This window comes from Mariprofundus micogutta (genome assembly GCF_001895085.1).
GTDB lineage: Bacteria > Pseudomonadota > Zetaproteobacteria > Mariprofundales > Mariprofundaceae > Mariprofundus > Mariprofundus micogutta.
Genome location: NZ_BDFD01000006.1, coordinates 100,944 through 118,264 on the forward strand (window position 1 = coordinate 100,944; position 17,321 = coordinate 118,264).

Genomic DNA, 17,321 nt, shown 5'->3' on the forward strand with positions numbered 1-17,321 from the left:
CCGGGCAGACACTTTGGATAGAGTGGAGCTGTGCGTGATATCGAAATTGAACCTGTAGATATTCAGACATCAGAAAGTGATACGGTGGAGCAAAGCAAAGAAAGGTTTGCCCCGCGTATTCCCATTCGATGGCGCTGGATCATGCTGGTCGGAATTACTGTGACAGTCGCTATCGGTGTGCTGTTTTTCATTATTCTTGATATAGAAAGAAGCGCCTGGCTGGAAAGTCAGGCTGCACAGGCAGAGTTACAGGTGGATCGTCTGACTGATGAGCTGAAGCTGCCGATGCTCTCCGGCAGCAGTGCAGAAACCGACCTGGTTGTTCAGGGCTTTTTAGAGAAAGTACCCTCTGTGATGGGCGTGTTGCTGAAATACCCTGATGGCAAAACCAAGGCTTACAAAGACGTGGGTAATGAAAACAAGCTGGCGAAGATGCTTGTTGTCAGCGAGGAAGTGAAGCGGCTGTCGATCAAGCAGCTCTGGTACGCGAAAACTGTAATTTATGCAAAAACTGCTATGGGTACGATCGGTGTACGTTTCTCGGAGCAGGCATGGGAAGAGATAGCAGGAAAACTTGTGCAGAGGATTTTATTGGCGGCTCTGGTGGTTGTATTCCTGTCCGTTGTGGCGGTGTACTGGCTTGCCGGCCGTATGAGTGAACGGCTGGAATTGCTTGCCGATGGCGCAGCCCAGGTCGCCAAAGGCGATTTCCATGTGAAGTTGGCAGTGCGTGGCAATGATGAAATTTCCGATGCCGTCTCCCAGTTCAATGTCATGGTGGCAGAGTTGGCTCACAAGCAGGAACTGCGTGATGTGTTTGGTCGTTATTTGAATCCCAAGCTGGTTTCTGATGTGTTTGAAAGCGGAGAAGTGAAGGTTGAAAACCACAGGCAGGAAGTCACTGTACTGTTTGCTGATATGGTGCAGTTCACTTCATTTTCCGAGTCGACTGAAACAGAGGCGGTTGTCGCAGTACTGAATAGTCATTTCGAAGTGTTTCATCGTGTGATTGCCTATTATGGTGGTCATGTAGATAAGTATATTGGCGATGCTGTGATGGCAGTTTTTAATCATCCGGTTGGCGATGAAGATCATGTCAGGCATGCAGCAAAAGCAGGATTGGCGATTGCTCAGGCTTGTGAAAAACTGGGTTTCAAGCGTGAAGATGGCTCAACGATTTCATTCAGGGTCGGCCTGAACTGCGGGCAAGCAATCGCTGGTAACATTGGTGCAGCCAAACGTATGGAATACACAGTGATAGGTGATGCTGTGAATGTCGCTTCGCGCATGGGTGGTTTAGGTGAGGGTGGTGATGTTGTAATGTCCCATTCAAGCTTTCACAAACTGGGTGATGGCTTCGTGTTTCATCCTATCGGCGAGTCCGAGATGAAAGGTGTGAGCCAGAAGATAGAAGTGGGCACAGTAGAGGTGTCGAGCAAACATGTTCGCAGAAACATCGAACATGTGGTGGAGTTGGCTTTTAATCTTGATCTGCCAACCGATGTGCGCCAGATCGCAGGAGATGCCTGAGTTGAGAATACGTCATGTGATGATTTCTGTTATCGTAGTCATGTTGCTGACCGCGTGTGGCGCGGGCGGTAAGCTGATTTCTCGTACTGGCAGTATGAATAGCTATGACATGATTCAGCATGAGTATAAGAACGGTCACATCATGAAGGCACGCGCCATGGTGTTGGAGCTGGACAAGGCCCATACTGATTATGCTCGTGCGCACAGGCTATTGAATGAGAAGATTGAGCCGGCACGACGACGCATATTTGTACATTATCTGCGTCTTGCAAAAGATTCCGAGAAGAAAAAGCTGTGGGCACAAGCAACCCTTGCTTATAAACAGGCCAAGGGCGTAACCATTAAACCTGAGCTGATGGAGCAAAAACGTGTCGAGATGGAACACAAGATGCGCCAAATGCGTCTGGAAAAGCTTATTGAGCAGCGTCGCAAGGAAGATGAAAGTCTGTGGAGCTATGCCAGTGCATATGTGCCTGCAAACGGTTTAAGTCCCAAGGATGAGGTCTATCTGCGTCAGCAAGAGGTCTATAATGATGCTTTGGATGAGCGCGCTGCCCGTGCTTACAAGGAGTCCAGACGTTACCTTCGCGCAGAGCTGTATGGCCCTGCATATGTGGAAATCGAGTCACATTTGCGTTTGCAGCCGGACTCCGCACGTGGGGTGAAACAGATGCAGGCCATTAAGCAGGCGATGCCAGCCTGGTTGAAAGTGCCGAAAGTGCAGGCTGAGACAGAAAAAACAATCAAGGCTAAAAAGCGAGTGACTGCACCGAAAGAAGTAAAACTCAGTGATATCCAGAATGCGATCAAGAAGGATGAACTTCCCACTGCTAAGCGCCTTGCTCAGGTTTATCGACGCAACGGAGGCAAGGGGGCGGATAAAATACTCAGTCAGATACAGAAGAAGCTGGACACCCGATCTGCCGAGTTATTTGTGATGGGAAGCCGTGCATTCCGGCAGGAGCAATTGAATTTAGCGATTCAAAACTGGGGAGAAGCCGTTGCCCTGACCCCCGAAAATACTGAATACGTTGAAGCTTTGAATCGCGCCAAACAGCTGAAAGAGCGCTTGAATCTGCTGCGTAGTCAGAAAGATAACGACCCGATACCGGAAGAGGAATAATATGCAGGATCAGATTGTGATGCCGCGGCGAAAAACGCGTCAGATGTTCGTTGGCGATGTTGCCATAGGTGGTGATGCTCCGATTGCTGTGCAGTCGATGACTAATACACTGACTACGGACATTGATGCGACCGTTGCCCAGATTCAAAGGCTGGAACAAGCCGGTGCGGATATTGTCAGAGTGTCAGTGCCTGATCCGGAATCTGCTGCGGCTATGCCCGAAATTCTAAATCAGACCAAAGTACCCTTGATTGCTGATATTCATTTTAGTTATAAGATGGCATTGGCATCACTTGATGCCGGTGTGCATGGCCTGCGTTTGAATCCGGGTAATATCGGCGGACGTGATCGTGTTGAACGGGTGGTGAAAGCGGCATCAGAACGTGGTATTTCTATTCGCATCGGTGTGAATGCGGGTTCTCTGGAAAAAGAGTTGAATGAAAAATATGGTGAGCCATGTGCAGATGCCATGGTGGAATCGGCTTTAAACCACATTCGTATTCTCGAGGATATGGACTTTCAGGATATCAAGGTGTCACTGAAGGCGAGTAATATCCCCATGACCGTGGCTGCGTACCGCAAGTTAGCGGAGCTGGTTGATTACCCGCTGCATATGGGCATCACAGAGTCCGGCAGTCTGTTTGGAGGCACGGTGAAGTCTTCGGTAGGCCTGGGGCTGTTATTGGCCGATGGTATCGGGGATACCATTCGGGTATCACTGGCTGCTGAACCGGAAGAAGAGATCAAAGTTGGGTTTGAAATTCTTAAATCGCTGGGTTTACGTCATCGCGGTGTAAACCTGATTGCCTGTCCGAGTTGTGCGCGGCAGAAGTTCAATGTTATTGATACCGTGCAGGAGTTGGAGAAGCGCGTTGCGCATATTCATGAGAATATCGATGTGGCGGTGATCGGTTGTGTGGTCAACGGGCCTGGAGAAGCGCGGGAAGCTGATGTCGGCATTACCGGCGGTTATCCTGTGCACATGCTCTATCGTGATGGAGAAAAATCAGAAAAGTTAAAGCAGGCTGAAATGCTGGATCGTTTGGTTGAAGACATTGAACAGCGTGCGGCAACGATTCGCGCCGGACAGGAGTAGAGGACGATGGCAGGGAAAAGTCTGCAGAGTATTCGTGGCATCCATGATGGATTGCCGGCAGAGGTAAGAGTCTGGCAGCGGATTGAAGCCGCCGCGCGAAAGGTGTTTGCCAGCTACGCATTCTCGGAGGTGAGGCTGCCGGTTCTGGAGCCTACCGAGCTGTTTGTACGTTCAATCGGTGAAGCAACCGATATCGTTTCCAAAGAGATGTACGCATTTACTGATCAGGGCAATGATCATATCTGTCTGCGCCCTGAAGGCACTGCGGGTTCCGTACGCGCATATTTGCAGGGTGGTTTAACGCGTTCGGGAACACAACGCTGGTTTTATGTCGGACCGATGTTTCGTCGCGAACGACCTCAGAAGGGGCGTCTGCGTCAGTTTCAGCAGATTGGCGTGGAAATGTTCGGTGCATCAGGGCCTCTGGAAGATGTCGAGATGCTTGCCATGGCGCATGCCTTCCTTTCCGAGCTGGGTATATCGGGCCTGAATCTTGAGATAAATTCACTCGGATGCAGTGCATGCCGACCGGCATATCGGGATAAGCTGGTGGCATATCTGAATGCGCGAGCCGATAAACTATGTGAAACCTGTAACGAACGTATTGAAAAGAATCCGATGCGTGTGCTCGACTGTAAAGTGGCATCCTGTCAGGCCGAACTGGGAGATGCGCCGGAAATGGTGGATCATCTGTGTGACGATTGTGAATCCCATTTTACCGGCCTGAAACAGGGGCTCGACGCACTGGCTGTTCCTTATCGCATCAATGCTCGCATTGTACGCGGGCTGGATTACTATAATCGAACTGCTTTTGAAATTGTTACCGATCAGCTGGGAGCGCAGGGCACGGTACTGGCAGGTGGTCGCTATGACGGCCTGGTTCAAGAGCTGGGAGGCCCACCAACGCAGGCGATAGGTTTTGCTGCGGGGCTGGAACGTCTCGCCATGCTGCTGGCTGAATCGGATGCCGCAGTTGTAGATGTCGCTGTTGCAGCACTTGGTGAAGCAACCATTACCCATTCATTGCAGCAGGCTGCTTTTTTGCGGAGTGCCGGCTTGAATGTAGTGCACTGTGGTGGCGGTAGTGCCAAGCGTCAGTTCAAGGTGGCTGATCGCGAAGCTGCCCGTTTTGTCGTCGTCATCGGTGAAGATGAGATGAATAGCGGTGTTGTCACCCTGAAGAATCTGGCCACAGGCGAACAGCAGTCCGTACCTGTCAATCAGATCGTTAACCAAGTGTTCGCATAGGCTGGAGCCTGATTACATCAGGGCCTGATTGAAATTGCGCAAATCCTTGCTACGCTCACTCAATGAGATTTAAATTTATAGCCTGTGCTGCATTGTTGATATTGTTGCCTTTTGCGAACAATGCCCATGCTGCAAAGCTGGCATTTTCCGGCGTGATCCTTGATCAGGGAAATAACCCTGTTCTCAGTGATTTTACTGACTGGTTGTCAACACATGGTGATTATCCGCTGGAGCCTGCATATACAGAGAGCTATCAGGCGCTCAGCGATGCACTGAAAAAACATCGCAACGATATGGCCTGGACATGCGGTGTACCCTTTGTGGAAGATCATGCAAGAGATGGTCAACAGCTGGTGGCCGTGCCCCTGTTCAGAGGAGAGGCAACCTATTATTCAGTGACTGTCACCAGGGCGGGGAGAGCTGAAAAAAAACTGGGCGATTTTAAGGCCGGAGTCCTGGCCTATTCTGATCCGCGTTCCAATTCAGGCTTTGTGGCTCCTGCATTTGCATTGCAGCAGCAAGGACTTGATATCAACAAGCATTTTCGTCTGTTGCTGCACACCGGTCTGCACGAAGGATCTATCAATGCTGTGCTCAATGGCCTGGCAGATGTTGCCAATGTGGATGAGTATATTCTGGTTGAGTATCTTAAATCGCACCCGCAGGACAGTGATAAGCTGGTAGTGCTGGAGCGTTTTGGGCCATTTCCATTCACGCCGATTGTTGCTGGCAGTAAAACACCGGAAGATGTTATCAAACGCCTTCAGCAGGCGCTTGTCAGTATGCATGAAGATGCTGAGGGGAAGCGCATTCTTGACCTTCTGGGTTTAGATGGTTTTGTCATCAAGCCCACCTCATTTTATCAGCCTGTTGCATCCATGCTTGAGTCTCTGAAGTAGACCAGTGCTGAACGGGAGGCTTTCAACACAGGTCGGGGCTGTTTTCTTTGTCTCTATCGCACTGCTTGTGTCCATGATGTCGTGGCTGCAGTACAGGAGCCTGACAGAAGAACTGCCTGCTCAGATTGAACATGAAGCGCAACAACATACCGAAATCATTTCTGAAAGCATTGCCAATAATGTGCTGTATAAAAAATCATTCCCATTGTGGAACCAGATGAAAAAAACAATGGAACGGTTTAATAGTGACCCATTGATTCAAATGGACTCTTTTGCCGTTGTGGATGAACATAACCGGGTGCTGGCGCATTCGGATACACTGAACCACCCACTGCTGAGCAGCCTGAAGCTGGGTGAGGCTCAGCTAGCCTGGAATGAGAATACACTAACAGTCGTGACTCCGGTTTTGCATCCCTTAAATTCACGCTACCTGGGTTCATTGGCGATCAGCTTTGAAGCTTCGGCCATTGAATATAAGCTGGATCAGGCGAGGGATGAGTTCCTGCTGTTTTTATTGTTGGCGTTTGTTCTTTCCAGCATTCTGGCTTTGGGAATCAGGCAGCGTGTTGCACAGCCGTTAAAAGAGCTTAAGGCCCTTTCATCGCTGGTTGGGACCGGAGGCCTTGATAGCTCAGCCTTCCATGCCAAACCGAAAGAGCTGCGTGAGCTGGCTGATTCCATGCAGGCATCAGACGATGCAATCGTCGGTAAATCCAGAGAAATCAAGCAGCTGGCAACTGTCATTGAGCAGGCGGATGAACTGGTGATTCTGACCGATCTGGATGGAATTATTCAGTACGTAAACCCGACATTCGAGCGAATTTCCGGTTTCAGTAGCCAGGAAGCGATCGGCAAGACGCCAAATATCGTCAAGAGCGGTGAACATGATCAGGGTTATTATACTCGCATGTGGGATGCGCTGCTTGAGGGTAAGGCATGGCGGGATGATTTCAAAAATCGGCGTAAAGATGGTTCGATTTATCAAGTGACGCAGACGATTTTTCCGATCAAGAGTGATGATGTGATTGTCGGTTTTGCTGCAGTACAGAGGGATGTGACTCAGACTCGTCTGGTGGAAGAGAAGCTACATCATACTGACCGTGTTGAATCACTGGGCGTATTGGCAGGGGGGATCGCACATGATTTCAACAATCTTCTGACCGCTATACTCGGCAACTCGGCACTTGCGCTTAAAAAACTTGATCAGACCTCGCCTGCAATCAGCCACATCGAAAGCATTGAGGCGGCCAGCCATAGTGCGGCCGATCTGTGCCGGCAGATGCTGGCCTATTCTGGCAAAGGGAAGTTTATTGTTAAACCTGTGAATCTGACGACTCTGGTTGAGCAGATGAGCAAGCTGATTGAGGTGTCGATAGCCAAGAGTGTAGTCATGAAATATCAGTTGCTTGAGCCGCTACCTATGGTGGATGCGGATGTGGCGCAAATTCAGCAGATTGTACTGAATTTGATGACCAATGCTTCAGAAGCCATTGGTGAGAACAGCGGTATTATCACGCTGGCAACCGGAGTGATGCATGCAGAATCGCGTTATCTGTATGGTAGCATTGGTGATGATCATCTCGATGAAGGCCGATATGTCTATCTGGAGGTATCCGATACCGGCTGCGGTATGGATGCAGAAACGCAGAAGAAGATTTTTGATCCGTTTTTTACCACCAAGTTTACCGGTCGCGGGCTCGGTATGAGTGCCATGCTGGGCATTGTAAAAGGACACAAGGGTGCGATGCGTATCTATTCCGAGAAGGGGCAGGGTACAACGATTCGCGTGTTACTGCCGGAGTCTGCGAATCAGAAATGGTTGGAAAAGGATGATGTCTCTACTCCTGTCTTACAGCATTCGGGCTTGGCTCTGGTGATTGATGATGAAGAGTCGGTGCGAGAAGTGGCTGAGGCAATGCTGGAGGATATGGGCTATCAGGTATTAAAAGCCTGTGACGGCATTGAAGGCCTGGCCGCATATCGTGAGCGCTGTGATGAAATTGGTATCGTATTACTCGATATGACCATGCCGAGAATGAATGGGGAAGAGTGTTTCCGCCAGCTCAGGCAGATTGATCCTGATGTTTGCGTATTACTCTCTTCAGGTTATAACGAACAGGAGGCGACCAGCCGGTTTGCGGGCAAGGGTTTGGCTGGTTTCATTCAGAAACCGTATACACCACAACAGTTATCAGAGAAAATCGACGCCATTAAAACTGGCTGATTAAGCCATCCCTGTTGAGGCTGTGGCCAGCGATGGTCTTAGCCAAGGAATAATGTAATCAGAAGGCTCAGGCCCAAAAGCGCAATCAGCGCAATGAATACACCGTTCTGGTATCTGTTTTTTTTGATTTCATCCTGCTGATCCATGATTACTCCTGGCTGAGGCTGTTCGTTTCACGGAAACAGGATCAACTGATTGTTATATGCCTTCGGCGTAGCTTACGCGGTCACTGGCGGCAAAGACAGGGGTGGAGAGATATTTTTCTCCGCCATCCGGGAAAATCGCAACGATTTTTCCAGACTTTCCTTCATCAGCCAGTTTTTCGGCCACTTTCAGTGCTGTTGCCAGGGCGCAGCCGCAGGATTGGCCACAGAGAATGCCCTCTTCGGAGGCCAGACGTTGGGTATAGGAATAGGCTACATCGGTATCAATGCCGATTTTTTCGTCATATACCGTGGCATCATACACTCCCGGCACAATACTGGATTCGATATGTTTCAACCCTTCAATGCCATGGAACGGAGAGTCCGGTTCAGCAGCGATAATCTGAATGTCGGGGTTGGTCTTTTTAAGGAAGCGGCCGGTACCTACCAGCGTGCCGGAAGTGCCAAGTGAGGCGATAAAATGGGTGACTTTGCCATCGGTGTCGCGCCAGATTTCCGGCCCTGTAGACTCTTCATGCGAACGCGGATTGGCCGGATTATTGTACTGGTCCGGTTTGAAATAGAGATCGGGATTATCTTCATAAATTTTGCGTGCATCCATAATCGCACCATCAGACCCTTCCAGAGGATCTGAGAAGATCAGCTCAGCACCAAAGGCGCGGCAGATACGTTTACGCTCATCCGAGACGTTGCCCGGCATGACAAGGCGCACGCGAAAGCCCATATTGGCACCTATCATTGCCAGTGCGATGCCCGTATTGCCGGATGTGGAATCGAGAATAATTTTATCTTTACGCAACAATCCACTCCTCAGGCCGTCGCGAATCATCCACAAAGCAGGTCTATCCTTGACCGAGCCGCCGGGATTAAAACGCTCAAGCTTCGCATGAATACGGATATTATCCGGCAGATGGCTGGTGATATGCTGAATTTGCACCAGTGGGGTGTTGCCGATCAAATCGAGAATTGCTGTCACTTCAACCGCCTGGGTTCGTTCGTTATATGGAGCATGCTTAAGCCAGTTGCCGGATGATTTGATCATGGTCATCAGGCGCAAATGGCCAGACCGGATTTTCTACATCAAGCAGGAACTGTTTCAGCTTTTCAGGTTTCACACCTAACTCCTTCAGGCTGCGAAGTGTGGTTGAGCAGTTTCGTTTGGCAAGCCTTTCCCCGTTGAGGGTTTCAAGCAGACCATGATGAATGTAAGTCGGTTCCGGCAGATCGAGCAAATTTTGCAGCAATCGGTGGATGCCGGTACTCGCCTCGAGATCTTGTCCCCGAATGATGTGGCTGATGTTCTGCAACGCGTCATCCACGACAACTGAGAGATGGTAACTGAATGAAATATCCTTGCGCCCGATCACCACATCATGATCAATGTTCGCCGGATGCGCTGCGCCGCTCTCATCATGCCATTGCAGTGGCCGGGCCATCAGGGTCATAGCTTTTTCGATATCCAGGCGCCATGCAAATGGGTTGCTCAGCATGCGCTGCGATTGTTCATCAACATCCAGGTTCCGGCATATGCCCGGGTAGATGGCGGTAGCCTCTTCAGCATGTGGTGCCAGGCCGATGCGTTGTATCTCCGCCTCGATGCTTTTGCGGGTGCAGAAACAGGGGTAAATCACACCGAGTTCGCGCAAGTGCTCGATTGCCCTGCGATAATCATCGAAATGTTCACTCTGAATGCGCACTGGTTCAGGCCATTTCAGCCCCAGCCAGTCCAGATCCTGAAAAATGGCCTCGGTAAATTCAGATCGGCAGCGGGTGAAATCAATGTCTTCAATTCGCAACAGCAATCCCGCCCGCTTGCTCTTGCTCCATGCCTGGCAGATGAGTGCAGAATACGCATTGCCGACATGTAACAGGCCTGTTGGACTCGGGGCGAAACGGGTTTTTGGCTGCTGCACGCTTAGATCGACTTCTTCATTTCCGCGGGCGGCAGGATCAGGGGTTGATCACCCGGCATGCGATCAGGACGCATAAGAATTTTGATTTCATCACCAGCTTTAAATTGCACATCATCATCCGGTATAATCGTTAAACCTTCACGTACAATTGCAACAGGCTGAACACCATGCGGAATGCGTACATCATGCATGCGCTGGTCAATCAGCAGAGAGTCCTCTTCGACAAAACGTGATTCATATACAAGACGTTTGCGGTGAGCCTGATCGTTCCAGTAGGTGAAATTATAAGGCTTGGCGAACAGCCTGCGGGTTTGCAGCTGGTGAATCAGACGGGCATGTTTTTTGAAGTCATCATCCTGCATGGCAACGTAAATTTCAGGGGTGTGGAAGTTGTCATGAGCCAAGCGTGCGATAAGCAGATTGTGATCGGATGAGCCGGTCATGACCAGTACGCAGCCAATTTCTTCGGCATGAATGATTTCCCAGAACAGAGGGTCGAGTGCATTACCACAAACGGCATCGTAACCGGAATTTTTCAGGCTGCTGATGACTTCAGAGTTCAGGTCAAGAAAACGTACCTCACGATCCTCTCCCAGTGCACGCCCGACTTCAGCACCGATCTGGCCGCCACCTATGATTAATACAGAGCGGTCATCACCACCGTTGATGGCAAGTAAGTTCTTTAATGGCCGGGCAAGCAGGCTGTAGCCGAGTACTGATACAATGATAATGATATAGACCAGAGCCATAAGTGTGTCGCCCTGAGCATTGCCGCTCTCTTTCAGAATCAGGGCGAACAATGAAGTGATACCAGCTGCAACCACGCCGCGAGGGGCCATGCCAGCCAGATACATACTCTCATTCAAGGACAGATGACTGCCTGCTGTGGCAAACAATACGCTTAGAGGGCGCGCATAACAGGCAAGAATGGCGAAGATGAGCAGTCCTGAATATAAATGTTCGATTAAAACGGCCAGATTCATGTTGGCGGCAAGCAACACAAACAGTACAGAAATCAACAGCATGGACAGGCTGCCTTTGAAATGTTTGAGACGCTGAATGTCGTGTACTTCCATGCGTTGCAGCGTTGCACCCATCATGAGTACAGCCAGCAGTCCTGCTTGAGAACTGATGCTGTCGGCAAGCAGGAAAATACCCCATGCCGAGGACAGGGTGAGGATGGTGCGAATCTCCACATCTTTGGACCAGTTACTGGAGAGTAACTTGGCCAGCAGGAAGCCACCCATCAGTCCGATCAGGGTGCCTGCTATGATTTTGTAGAAAATTTCCTCTGCTATAAGCAGGTTGGAAATCCCCGGCGTCAGTGCCACTTGCAGGAACACAATGGCCAGAATGGCACCAACCACATCGATGAGCATCGCTTCAGCTGTTAACACATGGCTAATATTGCGGCCAAGACGCATCTGACGAATAATCGGCAGAATCACGGTTGGTCCACCCACAGAAATCAATGCCCCGAACAACAGTGCCACCGGCCAGTCGATGTCAGCAATCATGTGGGCGGTGATCGCACCTATGGCGATTGTAATGAGCGGTCCGAACACGATGAGGCGACCAACCACCCAGCCATTGGCGCGTAACTCTTTCAGATTAAGGCTTAATCCACCCTCAAACAGAATGATGGCCAGGCCGAGCTCGATCAGCGTGTGGAGGGCCGCCTCCATACTTTCCACATGCAGTGCATGCAGACCAAACGGGCCTAACGCCATACCCGCCAGCAACCAGAGCAAGATTGGCGGGAAACGCATGCGGTGCGCCAGCATCTGGGCGGCGGTAGCAACTAATACGGCGACAACGAAAGTCGTGGTTGGGCTGGCGGTTTCCGGAAACATTGCCATACAGGCTGCCGCCAAGTTAATTGTGCGGCAAGTGTTGAATAGAATAACCACGATACATAAATGGTTGTGGGTAAAGCTCTGCTGCATGCACCAGATAGCATCTGGTGCTACTATGCGCCGCCAGACTGGCACTGCGCATGGCGTTGATGTGGCCGGTCTTATGTTTTTTGTTTTTTAAGGTGTGATAAAGTCATGAACAGTGCAGAAAAAAATAGTGTTTTTTCCATAGCAGGTATTTATGGCCTGCGCATGCTTGGTCTGTTTCTCATTCTGCCCGTATTTGCGCTTTATGCCGAGGGTTTGGAAGGCGTAACGCCGACATTAATCGGTTTGGCATTGGGTATTTATGGTTTTACCATGGCAATGCTGCAGATTCCATTCGGCTGGCTTTCTGATCGCATTGGTCGTAAACCGGTTATCGCTGCCGGACTGTTGATATTTGCTGTCGGCAGTGTCGTCGCTGCGATGGCCGATACCATCTGGATGGTGATTATCGGTCGTGCACTGCAAGGTTCAGGTGCCATTGCTGCAGCCATGATGGCCTTGCTGGCAGATCTGACCCGCGAAGAAGTTCGCACCAAGGCGATGGCGACTGTGGGCATCACTATCGGCATGTCGTTTACTGTAGCTCTGATTGCGGGGCCGCTGTTGAGTTCATGGATAGGTGTGGATGGTATTTTCTGGCTGACCGCAGTGCTTGCGCTACTCAGTATCGCAGTGCTGTTCAAGCTTGTGCCCGATCCTGAAAAGCTCTCTACGCACCGCGATGTGGAAGCCGTGCCCGGTGAATTCGGAAGAATTCTGCGAAACGGACAGTTGTTACGCCTGGATGTGGGCATATTTATACTTCATGGCATTATTATGTCACTGTTTGTGGCGCTGCCATTTGTATTGCGCGATCACCTTTCCATCGAAGCACATGATCATCCATGGGTCTATCTGCCGGTGTTGCTGGTGGCTGTCGGGTTTATGGTGCCGTTGATCATTATGGCGGAGAAAAAAGGCAAAATGAAGCAGGTGTTCCTGCTCTCCATTGGCCTGATCGCATTGGCGTGTCTGATGCTTGCACTATGGCATGATTCCATGATTTCAGTGATTGCGGCACTGCTGCTGTTTTTTATCGCCTATAACGTGTTGGAGGCAACACTGCCCTCTCTGATTTCACGTATGGCCCCGATTGATGCCAAGGGCACAGCGATGGGCGTCTACTCCACATCGCAGTTTTTCGGAGCCTTTATAGGTGGTGCGGTCGGTGGCTGGTGTTATGGACAGTTTGATGTGCAGGGTATCTTTTTCAGTACAGCACTCTTTGCTCTGCTCTGGTTGTTCGTGGCGATGGGAATGCAGATGCCGGTGATGCGTTCTTCAGTGATGGCGCATGTGGAGTCTGATGTGGATGCCGACACGTTGGAAAGCAATATTCTGGCTCTTGCCGGTGTTTTTGAAGCCAAGGTTGTGCCAGAAGAAAACACAGTTTTTCTGCGTGTAGATAAAAAAGTGTATGATGCGGATGCCTTGAATGCGCTGCTCAACCCGGCATCGCAAGCGGCTGAGGGCTGAGAATGACGAATACTGTGAACAAACCTGTACTACTTATTGTGATGGATGGCTGGGGTATCGGCTCAGGCGGCCATGAAGATGCCATTGCGCAGGCCAATACACCTGTTTTTGATCGCCTCTGGTCGGGTTATGCACATACGCGACTATTTACACATGGCCCTTACGTTGGCTTGCCTGCCGCCAAAGATATGGGCGGTTCGGAAGTCGGTCATTTGACCATGGGCGCAGGCATGATTCTTGATCAGGGGCCGACGAGGATTAACAAGGCGATTGCCGACAACTCTTTCTTTGCATCATCCGCTTTACAGCAGGTGATGGAAGTAGTTGCCAATGGCACTACACTGCATCTGGTCGGTTTACTCTCTGATGGCAATATCCATTCACATTTGAATCATTTCAAAACCTTGATCGAATATGCTTTTGAACAAGGTGTGAAACGCTTGCGGGTGCATGCCCTGCTTGATGGGCGCGATGTCGGTATCCAAACGGCACAGAAGTATGTATGTGAACTGGAAGAGGACTTTGCTTACATTAACGGCAACGAAGGATTCGATTATGGATTCGCCAGTGGTGGTGGTCGCGAACGCATAATAATGGATCGCGATTATGACTGGTCCAAGGTTGAACAGGGCTGGAACATGATGGTGCATGGTCAGTGTGAGCAGCGTTTTCCATCCATGCTGGCCGCGATCAATCATTTCCGTGAAAGGCAGCCCGACATTGTCGATCAGGACTTGCCGGGTTTTGTGATTGTTGATCAGGATAATCAAGCGCTGGGTAAAATGACTGATGGCGATGCGGTGGTGATGGTCAATTTCCGTGGTGATCGCGCTGTTGAAATCACCGAGGCATTCGAACTGGATGATTTCGATGGTTTTGATCGTGGAGACAAGCCTGATCTCACTTATGCGGGCATGATGGTTTACGATGAAGATCGTAACCTTCCCAAGCTACAGCTTATGGGCCCAACCAAAGTGGATAATCCGTTTGGTAAGCGTATTCTGGAGCTGGGCATCAAGCAGTTCCGGCTGACTGAAACGCAAAAATATCCACATGTCACCTTTTTCTTTAATGGTGGTTATCGCCAGCCTCTGGATGAGAGTATGGAAGATTATATTCTGATTCCATCTGACAAAGGAGTTTCATTTTCCGATGCGCCTCAGATGAAAGCAGCTGAGATTGCCGGAAAGGCAGTCGAGTTAATCGAATCCGGTGAATATGGATTCGGCCTGATCAATTTTGCCAATGCAGATATGGTTGGTCATTGTGGCAATATGGCGTCGGCTATTGAAGCTGTAGAGGCTGTGGACAAGGCTGTCGGCCAGATTGTTGAAGCACTGGAACAAGCCGGTGGTGCTGCTCTGATTACTGCCGATCACGGTAATGCTGAGGAGATGCTGGTGGCCACCAAAACAGGGCATGAACCTTCAACCAAGCACTCGGTTAATCCGGTGCCATGCATTCTGTTTGATGCAGCATATGATGGTTCTTATCAATTGCGTCAGCCTGATGCCGCAGATGCCGCACTTGCTGTTCCCGGTCTGTCGCATCTGGCAGCCACACTGTTTGAAATGATGGGGTATGCTGTTCCGGATGACCTGAACCCTTCTCTGATCGAGCGGCCCTGATTCTGGACGCTTCGGCGTAATCTTTGCGCCGCCTGCGAACAATTAACAGTTGCAGCTATGACTGAATGTATAGAACATAGCTTAATTGTTATCGTGTGCAGGAGTAAGCTATGGAAAATCTTGACCAGATTGCATCAATACTTGCGCTGACCATGGGCGCGGCCTGGGCCAGCGGTATCAATCTTTATGCTGCGATTCTGGTGCTGGGTATGATGGGCACAACTGGCAATATTGATCTGCCGCCCGGACTTGAGATTCTTAGTGACCCACTGGTGCTGTTTGCTGCCGGAATCATGTATTGTGTTGAATTTTTTGCCGACAAGATTCCCGGTGTGGATACCGGATGGGATTTGATGCATACCTTTGTTCGCATTCCTGCCGGAGCCATGATGGCTGTTGGTGCTGTGGGTGAGGTCGATCCTGTTGTGGGCCTTGCGGCAGGCATTCTTGGTGGTGGTTTGGCGGCAACGTCACATGCGGCCAAAGCCGGCTCTCGAGCAGTCATCAATACTTCGCCGGAGCCGTTTACCAACTGGACTGCTTCTGTGGCAGAAGATGTGGCTGTTGTGGCTGGACTCTGGACTGCCCTGAATCATCCTGTTCTGTTTATTGTTCTGCTTGTTCTGTTTGTCATTCTGGTGATCTGGCTATTGCCGAAAATATGGCGTGGTATCAAGGCAGTATATGGCAAACTTCGACGTTTCTTCAGCGGAAAGCCGGCAGAGGAAGAAAAGCCTGCGCCTGTAGACCCTGTGCTTGAGCAGCAGGCCAGAGAGCCGCCCGAAAAGAAATCAGAATAACTCTGAAATAGTCAACTATTCCAACTAGATGCTGGCCGTCACAACCGATGGCTGCTGCGAAATCTTTCTGGAAACTACTGATTAAAGCTGACGACTCTGAAGTTGCCATCATCGGCTTCTTTGAGATGGTTGATTCTGGCATTTCGTAATTTATAACGACCATCAGGCTCCAGCCCTTGCAGGATTTCAAATATGCGTGATCCGGCATGATAGTGACCAATGGCGAGAATATTTTTGCCGGATTTGGCAAAGCGGCGTTTGATCAGGTCAGAGGCTTTGAGCAGCTGAAATATACCGTCACCATAACTGCGTGTTTTGTATTCGTATTCAGAATGGGAAAAGGTGAAATAGGGTTTCAAATCAGCATCGAGCTCTATTCTGTTGCCGAGGCTTAGCCGGGATGCTGAAGATGCATCACGGCTTTTCTGCCAGCAGCACTCATCCAGTTCCGGCCATATTTCAGCCACCATGCCGTGTTTTTTGAGATAGGGTAAAATGGTTTTCAATGCCCGGTATTTAGGGCTGACAATGATATGATCAAAGTGATAGGCATCGAGTTTTCTGGCCAGGTCTGCTGCTTGCTGTTTGCCCTTGTCAGACAGGGTGCGGTCATTGTACCAGGAGTGAACATGCGTCACATTTCCCAGTGATTCAGCATGGCGAACGTAATAGAGGTTCACTGCATTATCTGCGGCTGAAATGGCAGGGGCACTTAACAGCAGAGCAGTCAGGAATGAAAAGTAGAGCGTGATTCTAAGCATCTGAACCTCCGTTGCATCAGAATGATGGTGGAGGCTTATCGTAGCAAATCCTGGTGTATATAGAAGGCGTAGATTTTCCCGGGTTCCCTATGGGGTGAAGAACAGTGCCAGCCAGAGCGTATTCTGTTCCGGGTCAGTCCAGCTTACCCTGTGCCTGCAGTGAGCCGGGATAAGCAGGTAATCTCCACTATTCAGCGTGATCTCTTTATCCATCTGTTCAAGTTGTAAACGTGCCTGACCCTGCAGAACGATGATCCACTCGTCCTGCTGCTGGTCATACCATTGTCCCTCAGCGGTGCTTTGCCCGGCTGAGATAATTCGTTCAATCCGCAAATGCTTTTGATGAAGTAGCGTTTCTATCACTTCATGCGGTTTTGCATCAGGTATATTCACTGCTGTCCGGTTAAGGAATTAGCAGCAAGAAAACAGGCCTGAATTCCCAACGATTATGGTAAATTTGTAGTTATCCAGACAGCAAATTCACAGAACGGAGAACTCAGGCCATGAAGCACATTA

14 protein-coding genes are annotated in these 17,321 nt (G+C 50.0%); 9 read left to right on the forward strand and 5 right to left on the reverse strand.

What is annotated here, in order from left to right; genetic code table 11:
* The first annotated feature begins 30 nt into the window (after positions 1-30).
* The 6 genes from MMIC_RS04935 (at position 31) to MMIC_RS04960 (ending at position 8,120) form a co-directional block, all read left to right on the forward strand.
* Complete coding sequence (locus MMIC_RS04935; protein ID WP_227819366.1) at positions 31-1,530, forward strand: adenylate/guanylate cyclase domain-containing protein; 1,500 nt, start codon at positions 31-33, stop codon at positions 1,528-1,530.
* Between the two features lies 1 nt (position 1,531).
* Positions 1,532-2,653: a hypothetical protein gene (locus MMIC_RS04940; RefSeq protein ID WP_143144882.1), complete on the forward strand. Its 1,122-nt coding sequence runs from the start codon at positions 1,532-1,534 to the stop codon at positions 2,651-2,653.
* Between the two features lies 1 nt (position 2,654).
* Entirely contained in the window at positions 2,655-3,749 is a 1,095-nt protein-coding gene (gene ispG, locus MMIC_RS04945) for a flavodoxin-dependent (E)-4-hydroxy-3-methylbut-2-enyl-diphosphate synthase (RefSeq protein ID WP_072659344.1), read from the forward strand.
* Positions 3,750-3,755: 6 nt separating this feature from the next.
* A complete protein-coding gene (hisS, locus tag MMIC_RS04950; protein WP_072659345.1) occupies positions 3,756-4,997 on the forward strand; it encodes a histidine--tRNA ligase in 1,242 nt (413 codons plus the stop codon).
* A gap of 62 nt (positions 4,998-5,059) precedes the next feature.
* Positions 5,060-5,896, forward strand: a complete 837-nt coding sequence (locus MMIC_RS04955; protein WP_072659346.1) for a phosphate/phosphite/phosphonate ABC transporter substrate-binding protein — start codon at positions 5,060-5,062, stop codon at positions 5,894-5,896.
* A 73-nt stretch (positions 5,897-5,969) separates the two neighbouring features.
* On the forward strand, positions 5,970-8,120 hold the full coding sequence (locus MMIC_RS04960; protein WP_143144883.1) for a hybrid sensor histidine kinase/response regulator: 2,151 nt from the start codon (positions 5,970-5,972) through the stop codon (positions 8,118-8,120).
* 198 nt (positions 8,121-8,318) lie between these two features.
* Here the strand turns inward: MMIC_RS04960 and MMIC_RS04965 are convergent, their stop codons facing one another.
* Genes MMIC_RS04965 through MMIC_RS04975 form a run of 3 tightly spaced genes read right to left on the reverse strand, consistent with a single transcriptional unit; the run spans position 8,319 to position 12,050 of the window.
* Positions 8,319-9,260 (reverse strand): PLP-dependent cysteine synthase family protein, encoded by a 942-nt coding sequence (locus tag MMIC_RS04965; RefSeq protein WP_072659369.1) that lies wholly within the window; start codon positions 9,258-9,260, stop codon positions 8,319-8,321.
* A 37-nt stretch (positions 9,261-9,297) separates the two neighbouring features.
* Positions 9,298-10,197 carry a tRNA glutamyl-Q(34) synthetase GluQRS gene (gene gluQRS, locus MMIC_RS04970; protein ID WP_072659348.1) on the reverse strand — a complete coding sequence of 300 codons (900 nt, stop codon included), beginning with the start codon at positions 10,195-10,197 and terminating at the stop codon, positions 9,298-9,300.
* Between the two features lie 2 nt (positions 10,198-10,199).
* Entirely contained in the window at positions 10,200-12,050 is a 1,851-nt protein-coding gene (locus MMIC_RS04975; RefSeq protein ID WP_143144884.1) for a cation:proton antiporter domain-containing protein, read from the reverse strand.
* Positions 12,051-12,248: 198 nt separating this feature from the next.
* On the opposite strand from MMIC_RS04975, the gene MMIC_RS04980 reads away from it, so the two are divergent.
* The 3 genes from MMIC_RS04980 to MMIC_RS04990 all read left to right on the forward strand — a co-directional run bounded on the left by MMIC_RS04980 (position 12,249) and on the right by MMIC_RS04990 (position 16,044).
* A complete protein-coding gene (locus MMIC_RS04980) occupies positions 12,249-13,616 on the forward strand; it encodes an MFS transporter (protein ID WP_072659350.1) in 1,368 nt (455 codons plus the stop codon).
* 2 nt (positions 13,617-13,618) lie between these two features.
* The gene (gpmI, locus tag MMIC_RS04985; protein WP_072659351.1) at positions 13,619-15,244 is read left to right on the forward strand and encodes a 2,3-bisphosphoglycerate-independent phosphoglycerate mutase; all 1,626 of its coding nucleotides are present in this window, start codon (positions 13,619-13,621) and stop codon (positions 15,242-15,244) included.
* Positions 15,245-15,354: 110 nt separating this feature from the next.
* Entirely contained in the window at positions 15,355-16,044 is a 690-nt protein-coding gene (locus tag MMIC_RS04990; protein ID WP_072659352.1) for a DUF4126 domain-containing protein, read from the forward strand.
* Positions 16,045-16,118: 74 nt separating this feature from the next.
* Here MMIC_RS04990 and MMIC_RS04995 read toward each other — a convergent pair whose 3' ends face one another.
* Entirely contained in the window at positions 16,119-16,805 is a 687-nt protein-coding gene (locus MMIC_RS04995) for a histidine phosphatase family protein (RefSeq protein WP_072659353.1), read from the reverse strand.
* Between the two features lie 87 nt (positions 16,806-16,892).
* On the reverse strand, positions 16,893-17,198 hold the full coding sequence (locus MMIC_RS05000; RefSeq protein WP_072659354.1) for a cupin domain-containing protein: 306 nt from the start codon (positions 17,196-17,198) through the stop codon (positions 16,893-16,895).
* Positions 17,199-17,321 lie beyond the last annotated feature (123 nt).

Bases quoted from the DNA above. Each gene is read 5' to 3' on its own strand.
- ispG (WP_072659344.1), top strand. From the start codon at position 2,655: ATGCAGGATCAGATTGTGATGCCGCGGCGAAAAACGCGTCAGATGTTC.
- hisS (WP_072659345.1), top strand. From the start codon at position 3,756: ATGGCAGGGAAAAGTCTGCAGAGTATTCGTGGCATCCATGATGGATTG.
- MMIC_RS04955 (WP_072659346.1), top strand. From the start codon at position 5,060: ATGAGATTTAAATTTATAGCCTGTGCTGCATTGTTGATATTGTTGCCT.
- MMIC_RS04960 (WP_143144883.1), top strand. From the start codon at position 5,970: ATGATGTCGTGGCTGCAGTACAGGAGCCTGACAGAAGAACTGCCTGCT.
- MMIC_RS04975 (WP_143144884.1), bottom strand. From the start codon at position 12,050: ATGTTTCCGGAAACCGCCAGCCCAACCACGACTTTCGTTGTCGCCGTA.
- MMIC_RS04980 (WP_072659350.1), top strand. From the start codon at position 12,249: ATGAACAGTGCAGAAAAAAATAGTGTTTTTTCCATAGCAGGTATTTAT.
- gpmI (WP_072659351.1), top strand. From the start codon at position 13,619: ATGACGAATACTGTGAACAAACCTGTACTACTTATTGTGATGGATGGC.
- MMIC_RS04990 (WP_072659352.1), top strand. From the start codon at position 15,355: ATGGAAAATCTTGACCAGATTGCATCAATACTTGCGCTGACCATGGGC.
- MMIC_RS04995 (WP_072659353.1), bottom strand. From the start codon at position 16,805: ATGCTTAGAATCACGCTCTACTTTTCATTCCTGACTGCTCTGCTGTTA.